The 18,756-nt window shown below is 71.9% G+C and carries 14 protein-coding genes; 3 read left to right on the forward strand and 11 right to left on the reverse strand.

Annotated features, from left to right (window positions below; genetic code table 11):
* Both BM237_RS02765 and BM237_RS02770 read right to left on the reverse strand, forming a co-directional pair.
* Positions 1–413, reverse strand: a 413-nt coding sequence (locus tag BM237_RS02765; RefSeq protein ID WP_026057603.1) for a roadblock/LC7 domain-containing protein, incomplete at its 3' end; no start/stop codon positions are given.
* A gap of 9 nt (positions 414–422) precedes the next feature.
* Positions 423–3,989 carry a sensor histidine kinase gene (locus BM237_RS02770; RefSeq protein WP_093847441.1) on the reverse strand — a complete coding sequence of 1,189 codons (3,567 nt, stop codon included), beginning with the start codon at positions 3,987–3,989 and terminating at the stop codon, positions 423–425.
* A gap of 556 nt (positions 3,990–4,545) precedes the next feature.
* Between BM237_RS02770 and BM237_RS02775 the strand changes: the two genes are divergently transcribed.
* Complete coding sequence (locus BM237_RS02775; RefSeq protein ID WP_093847443.1) at positions 4,546–4,734, forward strand: hypothetical protein; 189 nt, start codon at positions 4,546–4,548, stop codon at positions 4,732–4,734.
* A 134-nt stretch (positions 4,735–4,868) separates the two neighbouring features.
* Here the strand turns inward: BM237_RS02775 and BM237_RS02780 are convergent, their stop codons facing one another.
* From BM237_RS02780 to BM237_RS30215, 6 genes are all read right to left on the reverse strand, one after another.
* Positions 4,869–5,102: an acyl-CoA carboxylase epsilon subunit gene (locus tag BM237_RS02780; protein WP_175540866.1), complete on the reverse strand. Its 234-nt coding sequence runs from the start codon at positions 5,100–5,102 to the stop codon at positions 4,869–4,871.
* A 20-nt stretch (positions 5,103–5,122) separates the two neighbouring features.
* Positions 5,123–6,706, reverse strand: coding sequence for an acyl-CoA carboxylase subunit beta (locus BM237_RS02785; RefSeq protein ID WP_093847445.1), 1,584 nt, complete (start codon positions 6,704–6,706; stop codon positions 5,123–5,125).
* 209 nt (positions 6,707–6,915) lie between these two features.
* Complete coding sequence (gene cimA / locus BM237_RS02790) at positions 6,916–8,559, reverse strand: citramalate synthase (RefSeq protein ID WP_093847447.1); 1,644 nt, start codon at positions 8,557–8,559, stop codon at positions 6,916–6,918.
* Positions 8,560–8,956: 397 nt separating this feature from the next.
* Entirely contained in the window at positions 8,957–10,060 is a 1,104-nt protein-coding gene (locus tag BM237_RS02795) for a branched-chain amino acid aminotransferase (RefSeq protein ID WP_093848061.1), read from the reverse strand.
* 233 nt (positions 10,061–10,293) lie between these two features.
* Positions 10,294–11,331, reverse strand: coding sequence for a 3-isopropylmalate dehydrogenase (locus tag BM237_RS02800; RefSeq protein ID WP_093847449.1), 1,038 nt, complete (start codon positions 11,329–11,331; stop codon positions 10,294–10,296).
* 174 nt (positions 11,332–11,505) lie between these two features.
* Positions 11,506–11,640 (reverse strand): hypothetical protein, encoded by a 135-nt coding sequence (locus BM237_RS30215; protein WP_093663306.1) that lies wholly within the window; start codon positions 11,638–11,640, stop codon positions 11,506–11,508.
* A gap of 419 nt (positions 11,641–12,059) precedes the next feature.
* Between BM237_RS30215 and BM237_RS02810 the strand changes: the two genes are divergently transcribed.
* A complete protein-coding gene (locus BM237_RS02810; protein ID WP_093847450.1) occupies positions 12,060–12,749 on the forward strand; it encodes a Uma2 family endonuclease in 690 nt (229 codons plus the stop codon).
* A 115-nt stretch (positions 12,750–12,864) separates the two neighbouring features.
* On the opposite strand, the gene pruA is transcribed toward BM237_RS02810, so the two are convergent.
* Both pruA and BM237_RS02820 read right to left on the reverse strand, forming a co-directional pair.
* On the reverse strand, positions 12,865–14,496 hold the full coding sequence (gene pruA / locus BM237_RS02815) for an L-glutamate gamma-semialdehyde dehydrogenase (RefSeq protein WP_093847452.1): 1,632 nt from the start codon (positions 14,494–14,496) through the stop codon (positions 12,865–12,867).
* A gap of 70 nt (positions 14,497–14,566) precedes the next feature.
* Positions 14,567–15,493 (reverse strand): proline dehydrogenase family protein, encoded by a 927-nt coding sequence (locus BM237_RS02820; RefSeq protein WP_093847454.1) that lies wholly within the window; start codon positions 15,491–15,493, stop codon positions 14,567–14,569.
* Between the two features lie 191 nt (positions 15,494–15,684).
* Between BM237_RS02820 and BM237_RS02825 the strand changes: the two genes are divergently transcribed.
* Positions 15,685–16,881, forward strand: coding sequence for a PucR family transcriptional regulator (locus tag BM237_RS02825; RefSeq protein ID WP_093847456.1), 1,197 nt, complete (start codon positions 15,685–15,687; stop codon positions 16,879–16,881).
* Between the two features lie 140 nt (positions 16,882–17,021).
* On the opposite strand, the gene serA is transcribed toward BM237_RS02825, so the two are convergent.
* Complete coding sequence (serA, locus tag BM237_RS02830) at positions 17,022–18,611, reverse strand: phosphoglycerate dehydrogenase (RefSeq protein ID WP_093847458.1); 1,590 nt, start codon at positions 18,609–18,611, stop codon at positions 17,022–17,024.
* Positions 18,612–18,756: the final 145 nt, after the last annotated feature.

The following is an 18,756-nucleotide window of genomic DNA, read 5'->3' on the forward strand; positions in this document are numbered from 1 at the left end:
TAGTTGAGCAGACTTCCCTGCAGTTCGGCGCGGAGGTCCGGCGTCAGCACCGTACCCGCACGGTCCACCAACAGGGCCATCTCATACCCGACCAGACCGATGTCCGCCTCCGGATGCGCCAGCACCGCCAGCGAGGAACCGTCGGAGATCGACATGATGAAGAGGAACCCACGCTCCATCTCCACCACCGTCTGATTCACCGCACCCCCCTCGAAGATGCGCGACGCACCAGCGGTCAGCGAGGTCAGCCCCGACGCGACCGCCGCCAACTGATCGGCACGATCCCGCGGAAACCCCTCGGACATGGCCAGAAGGAGACCGTCGGCGGAGACCACCACCGTGTGCGACACCCCCGGGGTGTTGTCCACGAAGTTGGTGATCAACCAGTTCAGATTCTGCGCCGCCTGGCTCATCGGACTCAACTAACGCTCCTGCTGGTAGGTGGGGCCTGTGCCGTGGCTGCCGCCGGCCTGGCCGCTTCCGGCCTGCCGGCCCTGCTGGATGCCCCGGCGGAGATTGGTCAGCCGACCGCGTACGTCATCGGGCGCACGCGAGACCTGCGGGCCGGCCGGTGCGGACGGCCGCTGCTGCGCGGTGCCCGCCACGAGGTTGGCGCGCGGCACGCGGCGTGGCAGACCGGAGGTGGTGACCCCGCCGGCCGCGGGCTGGCGGAGCTGTTCGGCCCGGCGCCAGCGCTCGTCGTTCGGGGTCTCCTGCCACCCGGCGCCGGTGCCGCCGTCGGCGCCGGCGGACCCGCCGGTGGGCTGCCGCCGCTGGGGCGCCGGCCGGGCGGGCCGCTCGGGCCGCTGGGGGGATGCCGGACCGGGCGCTCCCGCCGACGGGGACTCGCCCGACGACGCGGTCGCGGGAGCCTGCTGGGCGGCCTGGCGGGCGCTGAACCAGTTCGTCTCCATCGACTCGAAGATCGGTGTGCGCTCGTCCGAGCCCGTCGCGGCCGGGCTGCTGCCGGGCAGTTCGTAGGCGGAGGACTCGCGGGCGGTGGAGGCGCCCTGCCGGGGGACGGCGTACTGCCCGGTGTCCTGCGGGTCCTGCTGGGTCTGGGGCGCCGGGTACTGGCCGGTGTCCTGAGGCGCCGGGTACTGGCCGGTGTCCTGAGGCGCCGGGTACTGGCCGGTGTCCTGAGGCACCGGGTACTGGCCCGTGTCCTGGGGGCCGCCCGGAAGGGCGTACTGGCCGGTGTCCTGCGGGCTCTGGGGCCGGGCGTACTGGCCGGTGTCCTGCGGACCGCGCGGGCCGCCCTGCGGCTCCACACGCGGAAGCGGAGCGGTCTCGCCGGGTCCGGCGGGCTGCTGCGGGTACGCGCCGGGGCCGCCTGGACGGGCGAACTGCGAGGTGCTCTCCGCCTCTTCGTGACCGCGCGGCGCGTCGGGGGCCTCGTAGCGGCCGGACGCCCGGTCGTCGCGGCCGTCGGCCCAGCTGGGGCGCCTCTCGCCCGGTCCGGCGGGCAGTTCACCTGTGGAGGCGTCGTCGCGCCGCTGCGGCGGCTGCTGGCCGGTGCGGGGCTCGGGGCGCGCGCCGGAGCCGAAGGCCCCCGCGGGCACGCCCTCTCCGGGACGGCCGGGCTGCCCGGGGCGGGACGACTGCCCGGGGCCGGGGCGGCCGGGGGCGCCGAAGCCACCGCCCGCGGGACCGCCTGCCGCGGGACCGCCGGGGAGCGCGGCACGCGAGGAGGAGCCGCCCTGGACCTGGTTGCGGGTGGGCAGCGCACCGAGTCGGCTGGTACCGGCCGGCGCGCCGCCGCCCTGCGGCTCTCGCCGCAGCGTGGCGGACGGACCGGCGCCCTGGCCGCCGTCGCCGGAGGGCTTCCTCTGCTGGCCGTTCTGCTGGCCGTTGTGCTGGCCGCCGCGCTGGGCGACGTCGACCGGGAGCATGACCAGCGCGGTCGTGCCGCCGGAGTCGGAGGGGCGCAGTTGGATGCGGATGCCGTGCCGCAGGGACAGGCGGCCGACCACGAACAGGCCCATGCGGCGGGAGACCGAGACGTCGACCGTCGGGGGGTTGGCGAGCCGCTCGTTGATCGCCGCAAGGTCCTCGGGCGACAGTCCGATGCCGGTGTCGTGGATCTCGACCAGCACCCGGCCGTCGGGCAGCGCGTGGCCGGTGACCTTGACCTTGGTCTGCGGCGAGGAGAACGAGGTGGCGTTCTCCAGCAGCTCGGCCAGCAGGTGCACCAGGTCGTTGACGACCCGGCCCGCGACCTCGGTGGTGGGAACGGCGCTCAGCTCGATGCGCTCGTACTGTTCCACCTCGGACGCGGCGGCGCGCAGCACGTCCACCAGCGGCACCGGGCGGGTCCAGCGGCGGCCGGGCTCCTCGCCCGCGAGGACCAGCAGGTTCTCGCCGTTGCGGCGCATACGGGTCGCCAGGTGGTCCAGCTTGAACAGGGAGGAGAGCTGGTCCGGGTCGGCCTCGCGGGACTCCAGTTCGGAGATGAGCGAGAGCTGGCGCTGGATCAGGCCCTGACTGCGGCGCGAGAGGTTGGTGAACATCGCGTTGACGTTCCCCCGCAGCAGCGCCTGCTCGGCGGCGAGCCGGACGGCCTCGCTGTGCACGTCGTCGAACGCCGCGGCCACCCGGCCGATCTCGTCGCGGCTGTGGACGCCGACGGACTCCACGGAGGTGTCGACGTCCTGCGGGTCGGCCTCGGAGAGCTGCTTGACCAGCTCGGGCAGGCGGCGGCGGGCCACGTCCTGCGCGGTGTCCTGCAGCCGGCGCAGCGAGCGGATCATGGAGCGGGCCACGACGAACGCGCCGACCAGCGAGATGCCGAGCACGAGCAGCACCAGGACACCGTTGAAGAGGGCCGACTGCTGGGCCTCGGCCCGCAGCGTACGGGCCTGCTCGTCCATCTGCGTGAGCAGCGAGGCCTCGATCTTCCGCATCTGCTCGATCTTGACCTGGTCCTGGTCGAACCAGTCCAGGTAGGAGCGGTTCTCGCGCGAGATGCCCTTGGGGTCCTTCACCACACGCTCGGCGTACTCGTCGGCCGAGGTGATGTTGACGATGCCCTCGTCGAGCGGCTTGGTGAGCTCGGCCGCCTCGTTGTTGCCGTAGATGTCGTCGAAGCGCTTACGGGCCGCGCTCTCGCTCTCCCAGGCCGTCCTGATGTACAGGTGGTCGTTGTCCGACAGCTTGGGGCCGTCCTCGCGGGCCAGGCCGGCGCTGATGATCGCACGCTGCATGGAGGCGTACTCCTTGGCGGAGGAGAACGCCGCCAGCGCACGGGTGCTCTGGATCATCTCCGGGTTGCTGGTGGCCTGCGCCATGTCCTGGGACAGGCTCAGCAGCGACTCGATCAGCTGGTTGTAGTCGTTGACCGTCTGCGAGATGTTGTCCGGGTTGTCGTACGCCCGCTCCCGGATGGTCTTGAGCCGGTTCAGCTGCCGGGTGATGTCCGTGATCGTGGCACGGACGCCGGAGAGGAGCCCGGCGTCGGCCGTGTCGAGCGCGGGGGTGGCGTCGAAGAACGCGGCCTTGACCTGGTCGGTCTCCTCGCGCGGACCGACGACCGCGTCGTCCTTGGGGTTGCCGGTGCCGGTCAGGGGGCCGGCCGAGCGGTCCCGCTCCTCCTGGAGTGCCGTCGCCAGCTCGGTGGCGCGCTCGGTCATCTCCGTGAGGAGCTTCATGTTGTCGAGCTGGTCGACCTCGGCGAGCGAGCTGTTGATGCTCAGTGCGCCCAGCGAGGTGGCGGTGACGACCGGAAGGGCCAGCAGCGAGACCAGACGGGTACTGATGCGCCAGTTGCGCAGGGCCAGACGGGAGCCCGTGGCGCCGGGCTCCTTGGGCTTCGGGGCACCCTCGGCCTCGCCGTCCGGTCGCGCCTTCGCGCGCTTGCCCTTGTCGGCGTCGAGGGCCTGCTCCCGGCCACCGCTCTCCTGGGCGCGCTGTGGTGAGGAGCCGCGGTCGGTCGCACCGCGCAGCTCCGGGTCCCCCACAGCGCTGCCATCCCTCTTGAAACGTCCCTGCACTAGCGTCGCAACCTCTGGACCAGGCGTCCCCCCGCGAACGGCGGAACGGTATCGAGTCGGGAAGGTCCGAAGGACCCCCCTGACGGTCGTGAGTGACCGGCGCGCCCCCAAGTCTCCGCCGCGCGGCGCTCCTATGCGCCCTTTGCGCGCCGGGTCTCTCCTGCGGCGGTCCGTGGAATTCCAGCACAGTGCCGGATCTCCAACAAGGTCCGTGGATAAGGCTGTGACATGCGTGACGCTACGCAGACACTCTGTGGCGGAGGGTGTAGACGCATACGGCGCATCACGGACTTTTGGCAGCTGGCGCCACACGCGAGCCGCTACAGTGCCCACTGCCCCGGTAGCGACACCAGAGGGTGAATAGCCCAATTTTGGCTGAGTATGTCCGTTTGAATGACCGATTCGGGCGGTCCGTTATGCGGCTTTTGCCCGCCGTTTCGTGAGTAAAATCACAGGCGGATCGTTATACGAGTCATCCCTGGAGGGGAACGGGGCCCCTTACGCTCAGCTTTACACAAGGTATGTAAACGACAAGAAGGCGAACGAGGCAGACCTGGTGAAGACGACGATGATCACGCGCAGCGTTGCCAACCCGCAGCGCACCACCCTGGCCCACCTCGAGGACGCCGACGAGCCGACGGTCGTCCCGGCCGAGCGCGCGGGGAGCGGGGAGGACGCGGGGAACCTTCCGGCCCGGACCGCCAACCCGCGCCGGACCGTTCTGATGGACGCCCCCGTCGGCTGACCGGCTCCGCGAACTCGCACGGGCCGGCCCCCGTACACCCGAGGGGTACGGGGGCCGGCCCGTGCGAGTTCGCGCCGAAGGCCGGTTCGCCCGGCCCCGGCGGCGGGCCCTCCCCGGGCTCTCCCGGTCTCCGGTCAGCCCTGCCAGCTGTGGGGGGCGCGGAAACCGGAGGTGCGCTCCAGGCGGCGCCAGGGTGCGGTGCTGCGGCGCGGGCGGGAGGCGGCGGGACCGGCCCGGTGGGCGGCGGCGCGGGCCAGGAGCAGGGCGGTGACCGCGGCGAGCTCCTCCTCGCTGGCGTGCCCCTTCTCCACACGGACCACGTCGGCGACGGCCGTGGCTGCTGCGGTGGCGGTGGCGGAAACGTTCACGGGGCTGATCCTCACAGGTGTCACTGGGGCGGGTTGCCGTGCTTGCGGGCGGGCAGATCGGCGTGCTTGGTGCGGAGCATGGCCAGGGCGCCGATGAGTACGGAGCGCGTCTCGGCGGGGTCGATGACGTCGTCGACCAGACCGCGTTCGGCCGCGTAGTAGGGGTGCATCAGCTCGGACCGGTACTCCTTGACCAGCTCCGCCCGGGTGGCCTCGGGGTCGTCGGAGGCGGCGATCTGCCGCCGGAAGATCACGCCGGCCGCTCCCTCGGCGCCCATCACCGCGATCTCGTTGGTCGGCCAGGCGTAGGTCAGGTCCGCGCCGATGGACTGGGAGTCCATGACGATGTACGCGCCGCCGTAGGCCTTGCGCAGCACCACCGAGACCCGCGGCACGGTGGCGTTGCAGTACGCGTACAGCAGCTTGGCGCCGTGCCGGATGATCCCGCCGTGCTCCTGGTCCACGCCGGGCAGGAAGCCGGGCACGTCCAGCAGTGTGAGGATGGGGATGTTGAACGCGTCGCACATCTGCACGAAGCGGGCGGCCTTCTCGGAGGCGTGGATGTCCAGCACGCCGGCGAGCTGCTGGGGCTGGTTGGCGACGATCCCCACCACCTGGCCGTCCATCCGGGCCAGCGCGCAGATGATGTTGGTGGCCCAGCGCTCGTGGACCTCCAGCATCTCGCCCTCGTCGACGATCTCCTCGATCACCGCGCGCATGTCGTAGGGGCGGTTGCCGTCGGCCGGCACCAGGTCGTACAGCACCTCGCCGCGCCGGTCGGCCGGGTCGGCGCACTCGGTGCGCGGCGGGTTCTCCCGGTTGTTGGACGGCAGCAGGGACAGCAGGTAGCGGACCTCCTCCAGGCAGGCGGTCTCGTCGTCGTAGGCGAAGTGCGCCACGCCCGAGGTCGACGCGTGCACGTCCGCCCCGCCCAGCCCGTTCTGGCTCACCTGCGCACCGGTGACCGCCTGGACGACGTCGGGGCCGGTGATGAACATCTGCGAGGTGTCGCGGACCATGAACACGAAGTCGGTCAGCGCCGGGGAGTAGGCCGCCCCGCCCGCGCACGGGCCCAGCATCACCGAGATCTGCGGGATCACCCCCGACGCCCCGGTGTTGCGCCGGAAGATGCCGCCGTAGCCGGCCAGGGCCACCACGCCCTCCTGGATGCGGGCGCCGGCCCCGTCGTTGAGGGAGACCAGCGGCGCGCCCGCCGCCACGGCCAGGTCCATGATCTTGTGGATCTTCTGCGCGTGGGCCTCGCCCAGCGCCCCGCCGAAGATCCGGAAGTCGTGGGCGTAGACGAAGACGGTCCGGCCGTGGACGGTGCCCCAGCCGGTGACCACCCCGTCGGTGTACGGCTTCCTGTCCTCCAGGCCGAAGCCGGTGGCGCGGTGCCGGCGCAGCGGCTCGACCTCCTGGAACGACCCCTCGTCCAGCAGCAGTTCGATCCGCTCGCGCGCGGTCAGCTTGCCCTTGGCGTGCTGGGCCTCGGTGGCTCGCTCGCTCGGACCGCGTCGAACCTGCTCACGGATGGCGTGCAACTCCGCCACACGGCCACGGGCGTCACTCGCCGCGAGCGGCGTCTGGGACAGATCGGTCATGTTCAGACCCTACGAAACCACCGCACTGTTCGCCGTCGTCGGATTCGTACAGTCTCAGCCCGTGATTCATGGCCACGCTGGACAGAACCACGCCTCTGGGGCCGCTACACCAGGGAGGATCCCCAGTTTCCCCGGGCGCGGACTGTGGGATTCCCACAGTCCGCGCCAAAGGAGCATTCAGGCCTGGGTGGGCGTGTCGTGACGGCCGGTCAGCCCTGCGGCTCGACGCCGGCGCGCAGCAGGCCGTAGGTGTAGGCGTCGACGAGGGCCTGCCAGGAGGCGGCGATGACGTTGTCGGCCACTCCGACGGTGGACCACTCGCCTCCGCCGTCCCCGGTGGACACCAGCACCCGTGTGGTGGACTCCGTGCCGTGGGTGCCCGCCAGGATGCGGACCTTGTAGTCCACCAACTCCATCTGGGCGAGCTCGGGGTAGATCCGCTCCAGGGCCAGCCGAAGGGCCCGGTCCAGGGCGTTGACGGGGCCGTTCCCCTCGGCGGTGGAGACGATGCGCTCACCCTTGGCCCACAGCTTCACGGTCGCCTCGTTGGCGTGGGAACCGTCGGGGCGGTTCTCCACGATGGCGCGCCAGGACTCGGTGGTGAAGAAGCTCCGGAAACGCTCCTCCGCCCCACCCCTCAGCAACTCCTCGCGCAGCAGCAGTTCGAAGGACGCGTCGGCGGCCTCGTAGCTGTACCCGCGCAGTTCGCGCTCCTTGACGCGCTCCACGATCCGGCCGACCAGCTCGCGGTCGCCGCTCAGATCGATCCCCAGCTCCTGGCCCTTGAGCTCGATGGAGGCCCGGCCGGCCATGTCGGAGACCAGCATCCGCAGGCGGTTGCCGACCAGCTCGGGGTCGATGTGCTGGTAGAGGTCGGGATCCACCTTGATGGCGGAGGCGTGCAGTCCGGCCTTGTGGGCGAACGCGGAAACACCCACGTACGGCTGATGGGTGGAGGGCGTCAGGTTGACGACCTCGGCGATGGCGTGGGAGATCCGCGTCATCTCGCGCAGCGCGCCCTCGGGCAGGACCTTCATGCCGTACTTGAGCTGGAGGGCGGCGACCACCGAGAAGAGGTTGGCGTTGCCCACACGCTCGCCGTAGCCGTTGGCAGTGCACTGCACATGGGTGGCGCCGGCGTCCACCGCGGCCAGGGTGTTGGCGACGGCGCAACCGGTGTCGTCCTGGGCGTGGATGCCCAGTCGCGCGCCGGTGTCGGCGTGCACCGTCCGCACCACGGCCTGGATCTGGGCGGGGAGCATGCCGCCGTTGGTGTCGCACAGCACGACCACGTCGGCGCCGGCCTCGTACGCGGTGCGCACGACCCGCTTGGCGTACTCGGGGTCGGCCTGGTAGCCGTCGAAGAAGTGCTCGCAGTCGACGAAGACCCGCCGGCCCCGCTCCCGCAGGTGCTCCACCGTGTCGCGGACCATCGCCAGGTTCTCCTCCAGCGTGGTGCGCAGCGCCAGCTCGACATGGCGGTCGTGCGCCTTGGCGACGATGGTGACCACCGGCGCCCGCGAGTCGACCAGTGCCCGCACCTGCGGGTCGTCGGCCGCGGCGACGCCCGCCCTGCGGGTGGCGCCGAACGCGACGAGCCGGGCGTGGCGGAAGTCGATCTCCTCACGGGCGCGCCGGAAGAACTCGGTGTCCCGGGGGTTGGCACCGGGCCAGCCGCCCTCGATGAAGCCGACACCGAAGTCGTCCAGGTGACGGGCGATGGTGAGCTTGTCCGCGACGGAGAGGTTGATGCCCTCCCGCTGTGCCCCGTCGCGGAGCGTGGTGTCGAAGACGTGGAACGCGTCGCCGAGGGACGCGTCCCCCGGCTGCCGGGAGGCCGCGGCGTCGGTCATGCTGGTCTGGCTCCTGTCGATGGATGTAGGTCCGGAGTGCTTGGCCCTACTTGTCCCCATCATCCCTCACGCCCTCGTTCCGGCCGGGTGGTACCGGAAAACGAAAAAACCCCTCGCGGGTGCGAGAGGTCTGCGCGCGGGTCTGGGACACGGTGTCCGCCACCGCACCGGGTGTGTGCGTAGGCGGTCACTGCGGACCGGCGCGCCTGCTGCCGATAATCATGGCGAGGTGAGGCACGGACACAGTCTGGCACGGATCCGCTCCGCGGATCGGGTGGTCTCACGATGTGGTCGTCGTGGTCCGCGGAGGCGGACGGCGGGACGGGAAGTGGCAGGAGAGGCGGGACGGGAGGACCGGGAGGACCGGAACGCTCTCGGCCCTCCCGTCCCGCCGGACTCAGCCCAGCCTGTGCATCCAGCCGTGCGTGTCCTGCGCGCGGCCGGTCTGGACCGCCAGCAGCGCCTCGCGCAGCTCCATCGTGATCTCACCCGGCTCGCCGTCGCCCACCGTCCAGTTCCCGGCGGCGGACTTCACCGTGCCGACCGGGGTGATGACGGCCGCGGTGCCGCAGGCGAAGACCTCGGTGATCGAGCCGTCGGCGTTGCCCTCGCGCCAGTCGTCGACGGAGATGCGGGCCTCCTCGGTGCCGTAGCCCAGGTCGGAGGCGATCGTCAGCAGCGAGTCGCGGGTGATACCCGGCAGCAGGGTGCCGGTCAGCCTGGGCGTGACGATGGTGGCGTCCTTGCCCGACCCCTTCACGAAGTACAGGTTCATGCCGCCCATCTCCTCGATCCAGCGGCGCTCTCCGGCGTCCAGCCAGACCACCTGGTCGCAGCCGTGCCCGGCGGCCTCGGCCTGGGCGACGAGGGAGGCCGCGTAGTTGCCGCCGGTCTTGGCCTCGCCCGTACCGCCGGGGGCGGCGCGCACGTACTCCTGCGACAGCCAGACCGAGACGGGCTTGACGCCGCGCGGGAAGTAGGCGCCCGCGGGCGAGGCGATCACCACGAACAGGTACTCGTTCGCGGGCTTGACACCGAGTCCGACCTCCGTGGCGAACATGAAGGGGCGCAGGTACAGCGACTGCTCGCCCTCGCCGGGCACCCAGGCCCTGTCCTGCCGCACCAGCAGGTCGCACGCCTCGACGAAGGTCTCCACCGGCAGCTCGGGCATTGCCAGGCGGCGCGCGGAGCGCTGGAAGCGCCGGGCGTTGGCGTCGGGGCGGAAGACGGCGACCGAGCCGTCGGGCTGGCGGTAAGCCTTCAGCCCTTCGAAGATCGTCTGGGCGTAGTGCAGCGTCATGTTCGCCGGGTCCATCTGGAACGGGGCGTACGGCTGGAGCTGCGCGTCGTGCCAGCCGCGGCCCTCGGTCCACCGGATGGTGACCATGTGGTCGGTGAAGTGCCGGCCGAAACCGGGGGCGGCGAGCACCGCCTCGCGCTCCGCGGCGGGCAGCGGCTGCGCGGAGGGCTTGAGGGCGAATTCGATACGGGGCGTCGTCATGGTGAGCGCGTCCTTCACTGGGTGTCGTGGTGGACCGCGCTCCCGTCGCCCCGATCGGTACCAGGACGTCCGAGCTTCCCTGCATACAGCGGCCCCATGTCCGATTATCGGGGATGGCAGACCGCATGGGGTCACGGGTGGGCGGTCCTGGTGATAGATGTTCGCACCCAACCGCCGAGTAGCCCAGCGGCCGGGCGCCTGCGGCCCGGCCGGACGGAGCGTACGGCCGGGCGTCAGCCGGCTACTCGCGCCGCGAGAGCGTCGCCGATCTCGTCGGTGGTGCGGGGCGCGGAGCGCTCCGCGAGATCGGCCGAGACCGCGTCCTCGATGCGGGCCGCCTCGGGGTCGAGGCCGAGGTGCCGCAGCATCAGCGCGACGGAGAGGACCGTCGCGGTGGGGTCGGCCTTGCCGGTGCCGGCGATGTCGGGCGCGGAGCCGTGGACCGGCTCGAACATCGACGGGAAGGCGCCGGTGGGGTTGATGTTCCCGGAGGCGGCCAGTCCGATGCCGCCGGTGACGGCGGCGGCGAGGTCGGTGAGGATGTCGCCGAAGAGGTTGTCGGTGACGATCACGTCGAAGCGCTCGGGCTGGGTGACGAAGAAGATCGTCGCGGCGTCCACGTGCAGGTAGTCGGTGGTGACCTCGGGGTACTCCTCGCCGACCCGGTCGAAGATGTTCTTCCACAGGTGGCCGGCGTGCACCAGGACGTTGTTCTTGTGGACCAGCGTGAGCTTCCTGCGCGGGCGGGCCTTGGCCCGCTCGTAGGCGTCCCGCACCACGCGCTCCACGCCGTAGGCGGTGTTCACGCTGACCTCGGTGGCCACCTCGGCCGGGGTGCCGGTGCGCAGGGAGCCGCCGTTGCCGGTGTACGGGCCCTCGGTGCCCTCCCGGACGACGACGAAGTCGATGTCGGGGCGGCCCGCCAGCGGGGTCGCGGTGTTCGGGAAGAGCTTGGAGGGGCGCAGGTTGACGTAGTGGTCGAAGGCGAAGCGCAGCTTGAGCAGCAGCCCGCGCTCCAGCACGCCGGAGGGGACCGAGGGGTCTCCGATCGCGCCGAGCAGGATGGCGTCGTGGCCCTTGAGCCGCTCCAGCTCCGCGTCCGGCAGGGTCTCCCCCGTGGCGTGCCAGCGCTTCGCGCCGAGGTCGTACTCCCGTGTCCGCAGCTTCGCGTCCTGCGGAAGGACCGCGGACAGGACCTTCAGGCCCTGGGCCACGACTTCCCGGCCGATGCCGTCACCGGGGATCACTGCGAGGTCGATGCTGCGAGACATGGGAGGGACCATACCGCTCGTCCCAGGGGATGACACGCGCTGTCCGCGATGCGGACCGGGCGCTCCAGTGCCGTACGAGCGCCGCTGCGGCGCCGCACGAGCCGCGGCCGGGACTCTCGGTTCCGGGCGGCGGCTCGTGGGGCGGTACGGCCCGGGCGGGCGGCGGAGCCGGCCTCAGTGGCCGGTGGCGCCCCCGTTGTCCCGGCGGTCCAGCGCCCGCTGGAGGGCGGCGGCCGCGTTGCGGCGGTCGGCGTTGTCGTGGTGGTCGCGGGCGGTGTGACGGGGGCGGCGGCGTGCGGTCGCGTCCATGGCGAACTCCCTGAGGGGGCGGAAGAACCGGAGGGTGGAAAGAGGAGGGATTCCCAACGCGCCGTAAGGGCGGGGGCGACCGGTGCGGCAGGGGTCACCTGCGACGGGCACGGCGCCTCATCCGCCATTCGCTGATGGAGCGAGACGTTCGGCTTCTACCAAAGTAAGGGCTGAAAGCTGTGATGTCCCGCCGATTAGTTGGCCTTCCTACTATCTGAGACGGCGCCTTCTCCGACCTGCGGTTTTGTCACTGTGACGCCGCACACTTCACTCTTTCGGACGAGGGCTGGTCCCTTGTGGGCGCGCGCGGGCGGAAGATCCCTAACGTCACTGGCGTCACTGACGTCGCACCCGTACCGCCGTACGCGCTGTACCGCGACGAAGAGCCCGCCCATACTTCAAGGAGGAGGTGCTACGCCATGACCGCTCTCACGCACGAGGCGCCCGAGGTCACCGAGGTCGACGAGACCGAGGAGACCGAGGAGGACCCCGGGTCCCACGGCGGCCCGCAGGCCCCGCCCCGGGCCGGCCTGGACGAGGCCCTGTGGCAGGCGTGGAAAACCTTGGAACTCCCCGAGGGCTTTCACGCCGAGATCGTCGAGGGGTCCATCGAAGTGTCTCCCACCGGCCGCCACTGCCACGGTCAGATCGTCAACCGCCTGCGCCGCGCCCTCGAGAGGTTCCTCGACGACGGCGACCACGTGGCCTACCAGGACATGAACGTCATCCACGAGCTGACGGCCTATGTCCCCGACCTGTTCGTCGCCCCCGAGGACGACACCGAGCACGTCACCGAGGACGGGCTGGGGCTGAAGGCGTCCTGTGTGGAGATGGTCGTGGAGGTGGTCTCCCCCGGGCACCGCGCGATCGAGCGCGACCGGGTCCACAAGCGCCGCGCGTACGCCCGCGCGGGAGTTCCGGTGTACGTCCTGATCGACGACCACGACGGCCACGGCACCGTCACCGTGCTGACCTCCCCCTCCCCCGGCGAGGCCGTCTACGCCGCCGAGACCCGCGTCCCGTACGGGACGGAGGTGGCGATCCCCGACGGCGCGGCGAAGGGCTTCGTGATCGGGGAGGCGATCACCGGCCCGCGCCGCGGCGCCTGACACGGCCTGACCCCGTCGGCCCCGCGCACGCGACGGTGCCCCCGCCCGGACGGATCCGGGCGGGGGCACCGTTCATGGCCGCTTCACGGGTCGCTTCACGGGCCGGTCGGGGAGGTCAGCCCATGTGGGGGTAGCGGTAGTCGGTCGGCGGGATCAGGTTCTCCTTGATGGAGCGGGTGGACGTCCAGCGCATCAGGTTCTGCTTGGAGCCCGCCTTGTCGTTGGTGCCCGAGGCCCGGCCGCCGCCGAAGGGCTGCTGGCCGACGACGGCGCCGGTGGGCTTGTCGTTGATGTAGAAGTTTCCGGCGGCGTAGCGCAGCTTCTCGCAGGCGTGCGCGGCGGCGGCGCGGTCCTGGGCGATGACGCAGCCGGTCAGGCCGTAGGGGGCGACCGACTCCATCTGCTCCAGCACCGCCTCGTACTCCGCGTCCTCGTAGACGTGGACGGCCAGGATCGGGCCGAAGTACTCCTGCCGGAAGACCTCGCTCGCCGGGTCGGTGCAGGTGATGACGGTCGGGCGGACGAAGTAGCCGACGCTGTCGTCGCAGTTCCCGCCGGCGACGATCTCGCAGGCCGGGTCGGACTTCGCGCGCTCGATGGCGGCCTTGTTCTTGGCGAAGGCGCGCTCGTCGATGACGGCGCCCATGAAGTTCGACAGGTCGGTGACGTCGCCCATGGTCAGGCCCTCGACCTCGGCCGCGAACTCCTCCTTGAGGCCGCCCTCCCACAGGGAGCGCGGCACGTAGGCACGCGAGGCCGCCGAGCACTTCTGGCCCTGGTACTCGAAGGCGCCGCGGGTCAGCGCGGTCCTCAGCACCGCCGGGTCGGCCGAGGGGTGGGCGACGACGAAGTCCTTGCCGCCGGTCTCGCCGACCAGGCGCGGGTAGGTCTTGTAGTTCTCGATGTTGTTCCCGACCGTCTTCCACAGGTACTGGAAGGTCTTCGTCGAGCCGGTGAAGTGGATGCCGGCGAGGTCGGGGTGGGTCAGCGCCACCTCCGAGACCTCCTTGCCGTCGCCGGTCAGCAGGTTGATGACGCCGTCCGGCAGCCCCGCCTCCTCCAGCAGGCGCATCAGCAGCACGGCGGCGTGGGTCTGGGTCGGGGACGGCTTCCAGATCACCGTGTTGCCCATCAGCGCCGGTGCGGTGGGGAGGTTGCCCGCGATGGCGGTGAAGTTGAAGGGCGTGATCGCGTAGACGAAGCCCTCCAGCGGGCGGTGGTCCGTGCGGTTCCACACGCCCGGGGAGTTGGCGACCGGCTGCTCGGCGAGGATCTGGCGGGCGTAGTGGACGTTGAAGCGCCAGAAGTCGATCAGTTCGCAGGGGGTGTCGATCTCCGCCTGCTGCGCCGTCTTGGACTGACCGAGCATGGTGGAGGCGGCCATCGTCTCGCGCCAGGGGCCGGCCAGCAGTTCGGCGGCCCGCAGGAAGACCGCGGCGCGGTCGTCGAAGGAGAGCGAGCGCCACATCGGGGCGGCGGCCAGCGCCGCGTCGACGGCCTCCCGCGCATCCTGCCGGGTGGCGTGGGCGGCGGTGCCCAGCACCGCCTTGTGGTTGTGGGGCTGCACGACGTCGAAGCGTTCACCGCCGCCGAGACGCCGCTTCCCGCCGATGGTCATCGTCAGGTCGATCGGGTTCTCGGCCAGCTCCTTGAGCCTGGTTTCGAGACGGGCGCGCTCCGGCGTGCCGGGTGCGTAGGTGTGCACCGGCTCGTTCACCGGCGTGGGGACCTGGGTCACAGCGTCCATGAGCCGTGTCTCCTTCGAGGGGTCGGATCTGTCGTCGTACGTCAAAGGGGCGTGCGCGGCCGTGTCCCGCTCAGCCTCTGGTGGCCAGCGAGCGCAGGAAGAACGCCAGGTTGGCGGGGCGCTCGGCCAGGCGCCGCATGAAGTACCCGTACCAGTCGGTGCCGTAGGGGACGTACACGCGCATCCGGTGGCCGGCGGCGGCCAGCCGCTCCTGCTCGGCGGTGCGGATGCCGTACAGCATCTGGAACTCGTACTCGTCCGGCTTGCGGCCGGCGCGGCGGGCCAGTTCCCGGGCGATGGCCACCATCCGCGGGTCGTGGGAGCCGATCATGGGATAGCCCTCGCCCGCCATCAGGATCCGCAGGCAGCGCACGTACGCCCGGTCCACCTCGTGCTTGTCCTGGAGGGCGACGGAGGCGGGCTCCTTGTAGGCGCCCTTGACCAGCCGGACCCGGGAGCCCTCCCCGGCCAGGGCGCGGCAGTCGTCCTCGGTGCGGTACAGGTACGACTGGAGCACCGCGCCCGTGGCGGGGAAGCGCTCGCGCAGCTTCGCCAGGATGGCCAGCGTGGAGTCGACCGTGGTGTGGTCCTCCATGTCCAGGGTGACGGTGGTGTCCGCCTCGGCGGCGGCCTCCACGACCCGCAGGACGCCCTCGTAGGCGATGTCGTCGCCTCCCGGGAGGGCCTGTCCGAAGGCGGAGAGCTTCACCGACATCTCGGCCCGCGCCCCCAGGCCGGCCTCCCGCAGCGCCTCGGCCAGGGCCAGGTAGGCGTCGCGGGCGCGCAGGGCCTCGGTGCGGTCGGTGACGTCCTCGCCCAGGTGGTCGAGGGTGACCTCCAGGCCCCGGCCGGTCAGGGAGCGGACGGTCTCCATGGCCTGGTCGAGGCGCTCTCCGGCGACGAAGCGGTCCACCACGGGGCGGGTGACCGGTGCGGCCGAGACGACGCGGCGGATGCTGTCGCTGCGCGCGGCCGCGAGGAGCACGGGACCCAGCACGGGGCACCTCCACGGGTGGTTCTCTGACGGTGGTCGAACGGCTGGTGAGCCACCGTCGAAACTAAGGATCGCTCCGCTTTCCCGCCATCGACAGCTGTCACGCTTCCGTGGCCCGGATCTCAGACATCTGTATGACAATGGCGGTGTCCGCGGGAGTGCCGCGGGCGGTGTACGGAAGGCGGCGCAAAGCGGTGCGCGAGGACTACCAGGTGCTGATCGACGAGGTGACCGCCCTCCTCGGCACCCCCGCGACACTGGAGAACCGCGACTTCGGGCTGATCGCCTTCGGGGCCCACGAGGGGGAGGACGACGGGGAGGACGGCGCCCTCCTGATGGACCCGGTGCGCACCCGCTCGATCCTGCGGCGCCGCTCCACCGCCCGGGTGCGGGCCTGGTTCGAGAGCTTCGGCATCACCCGGGCGGTGGAACCCGTACGGATTCCGCCGGACCCGTCGGCCGGTGTGCTGCGGGGCCGGATCTGCGTGCCGGTGCGGCACGGCGGTGTGGTGCTGGGCTACATCTGGCTGCTGGACGACGGTGCGCTGGAGCTGTCCGACCCCCGGCTGGCGGACGTACAGGCCGTCGCGCGCCGCATCGGCTCACTGCTGGCCGACGAGTCCCGGGCGGGCACACGCCGGGGCGAGCTGCTGTGCGCCCTGCTCACGGCGGCGCCGGGGCACCGGGCGGCCGCGGAGCTCGCGGAGGCGGAACTGGCCGGGGAGCTGGGGCCGGTGGCGGCGGGTCCGCTGGCGGTGGTGGCCGTGGTGCCATGGGCGGAGGACGGGGACGCGGAGGGCCGGTCGGCGGCGGCGCCCGGGATCCCCGGCGCGGTCGCGGTGTGCGCGGTGCCGGGGACGGAGGGGCTGGCCGTGCTGGTGCGGCTGCGCGCCCCCGGCGGTCTCGACCCGGCCCACACCGCCGCCGAACGGCTGCTGCGCTCGCCGCGCGCCGGGGCGACGGCGGGAATCGGCCGGCCCTGCACGGGGCTGGGCGGAGTGCCCGGCGCCTGGCGGCAGGCGCTGGCCGCGGCGCGGGCGGCGCGGGCGGAGAGCAGGTTCGGGCCGGTGGCGCGGTGGGACCGGATCGGGCCGTACCGGCTGCTGGCCCTGCTCGCCCGCCCCTCCGGCTCGTCGGCGGCCGGTGCGCCGGACCCGTCGGTGCGTGCGCTGCTGGAACCCGGCCACCGGGAGATGGCCCGCACCGCCGAGGCGTTCCTGGACTGTGCGGGCCAGGCGGGCCGCACCGCGGCGCTGCTGGGCGTCCACCGGCAGACGCTGTACTACCGGCTGTCGCGGGTGGAGCAGCTCACCGGTCTCGACCTGGACGACGGCGAGGACCGGCTGCTGCTGCACATGGCGCTGAAGACGGCGCGGCTGCTGAGGGGCTGACCGTCAGCCTCCGTGCAGGACGCCCGCCGCGGCCGACCGGTGCGGCGGAACGCCGCGGCCCCGGCGCGGATGCCCGCGCCGGGGCCGCGGCGGCCTCCGGATCCCGCCCCCAGGAGTTCACCCGGAGGAGGGATCTTCGATCAGTCCTCCAGGTTGACGTTGCGGGCCGAGGTGGCACCGATCTCCTGTGCCATCTCACCCATCACCGGAGCCGGGATGGGGCCGTCCACGGTGAGGGCGACCAGTGCCTCACCGCCCTCCTCGGCCCGGGAGACCTGCATGCCGGCGATGTTGATGCCGGCCTCGCCCAGGACGCGGCCGACGGTGCCGACCACGCCGGGACGGTCGGCGTACCGCAGGAAGGCCATGTGCTCGGCCAGCGCGAGGTCGACGTCGTACTCGCCGACGGCGACGATCTTCTGGACGTGCTTGGGGCCGGAGAGGGTGCCCGAGACCGAGACCTCCTGGCCGTCGGCCAGGGTGCCGCGCACGGTCACCACGTTACGGTGCTCCGGGGACTCCGAGCTGGTGGTCAGCCGGACCTCCACCCCGCGCTCCTGCGCGAACAGCGGCGCGTTGACGTAGCTGACCGTCTCGTCGACGACGTCCTCGAAGACGCCCTTGAGCGCGGAGAGCTCGAGCACCTTGACGTCGTGCTGGGTGATCTCGCCGTAGACCTCGACGTCGAGCCGGACGGCGACCTCGCCCGCCAGCGCGGTGAAGATCCGGCCCAGCCGCTCGGCCAGCGGCAGCCCGGGCCGCACGTCCTCGGCGATCACGCCGCCCTGGACGTTGACCGCGTCCGGGACCAGCTCGCCGGCGAGCGCCAGCCGCACCGAGCGGGCGACCGCGATGCCCGCCTTCTCCTGTGCCTCGCCGGTGGAGGCGCCCAGGTGCGGGGTGCACACGACGTTGTCGAAGGCGAACAGGGGGGAGTCGGTGCACGGCTCGGTGGCGTACACGTCCAGGCCCGCGCCCGCGACCCGGCCCTCCTTCAGGGCCGACAGCAGCGCCGCCTCGTCCACGATGCCGCCGCGCGCGGCGTTGACGATCCGCACGCCCGGCTTGACCTTGTGGAGCGCCTCGTCGCCGATCAGACCCAGCGTCTCGGGGGTCTTGGGCAGATGGACGGTGATGAAGTCGGCGGTCTCCAGCAGCTCGTCCAGGGAGAGCAGCTTGACGCCCATCTGCGCGGCCCGGGCGGGCTGCACATAGGGGTCGTAGGCGACGACCCGCATGCCGAAGGCGGACATCCGCTGGGCGACCAGGACGCCGATGCGGCCGAGGCCGACGACGCCGAGGGTCTTCTCCGACAGCTCCACGCCGGTGTACTTGCTGCGCTTCCACTCGCCGTTCTTCAGGGCGGTGTTGGCCTGCGGGATGTTGCGGGCGGTGGCGACGATCAGGCCGCAGGCCAGCTCGGCCGCGGTGACGATGTTGGAGGTCGGCGCGTTGACGACCATCACACCGGCCTTGGTGGCGGCGGAGACGTCGACGTTGTCCAGGCCGACTCCCGCGCGGGCGACGACCTTCAGCCGCCTGGCCGCGGCGATGGCCTCGGCGTCGACCTTGGTGGCGCTGCGCACCAGGATCGCGTCGACGTCGGCGATGGCGGTCAGGAGCTCGGCTCGGTCGGCCCCGTTGCAGTGCCGGATCTCGAAGTCCGGGCCGAGGGCGTCGACCGTGGCCGGGGAGAGTTCTTCGGCGATGAGTACTACGGGTTTGCTCACTTCGGTCTTCAGTCCTCACTGGTCCGTGCCGGCGGCCGCGTCCCGACGGCCGAGGGCGGTGGAGGTGGGCAGCCGCGTGGAGACGCACGACGCTGTGAGCCTGTGACGCGCTTGTGCGTGCAGTGTATCGGCGCAGGGGCGGCCC

The organism is Streptomyces mangrovi, assembly GCF_900114215.1.
In the GTDB taxonomy this organism is placed as follows: Bacteria; Actinomycetota; Actinomycetes; order Streptomycetales; family Streptomycetaceae; genus Streptomyces; species Streptomyces barkulensis.

What these genes read in the sequence shown, in the direction of transcription:
- BM237_RS02785 (WP_093847445.1), bottom strand. Translation starts at nt 6,706, where the DNA reads ATGACCGATCTGTCCCAGACGCCGCTCGCGGCGAGTGACGCCCGTGGC.
- cimA (WP_093847447.1), bottom strand. Translation starts at nt 8,559, where the DNA reads ATGACCGACGCCGCGGCCTCCCGGCAGCCGGGGGACGCGTCCCTCGGC.
- BM237_RS02795 (WP_093848061.1), bottom strand. Translation starts at nt 10,060, where the DNA reads ATGACGACGCCCCGTATCGAATTCGCCCTCAAGCCCTCCGCGCAGCCG.
- BM237_RS02800 (WP_093847449.1), bottom strand. Translation starts at nt 11,331, where the DNA reads ATGTCTCGCAGCATCGACCTCGCAGTGATCCCCGGTGACGGCATCGGC.
- BM237_RS30215 (WP_093663306.1), bottom strand. Translation starts at nt 11,640, where the DNA reads ATGGACGCGACCGCACGCCGCCGCCCCCGTCACACCGCCCGCGACCAC.
- BM237_RS02810 (WP_093847450.1), top strand. Translation starts at nt 12,060, where the DNA reads ATGACCGCTCTCACGCACGAGGCGCCCGAGGTCACCGAGGTCGACGAG.
- pruA (WP_093847452.1), bottom strand. Translation starts at nt 14,496, where the DNA reads ATGGACGCTGTGACCCAGGTCCCCACGCCGGTGAACGAGCCGGTGCAC.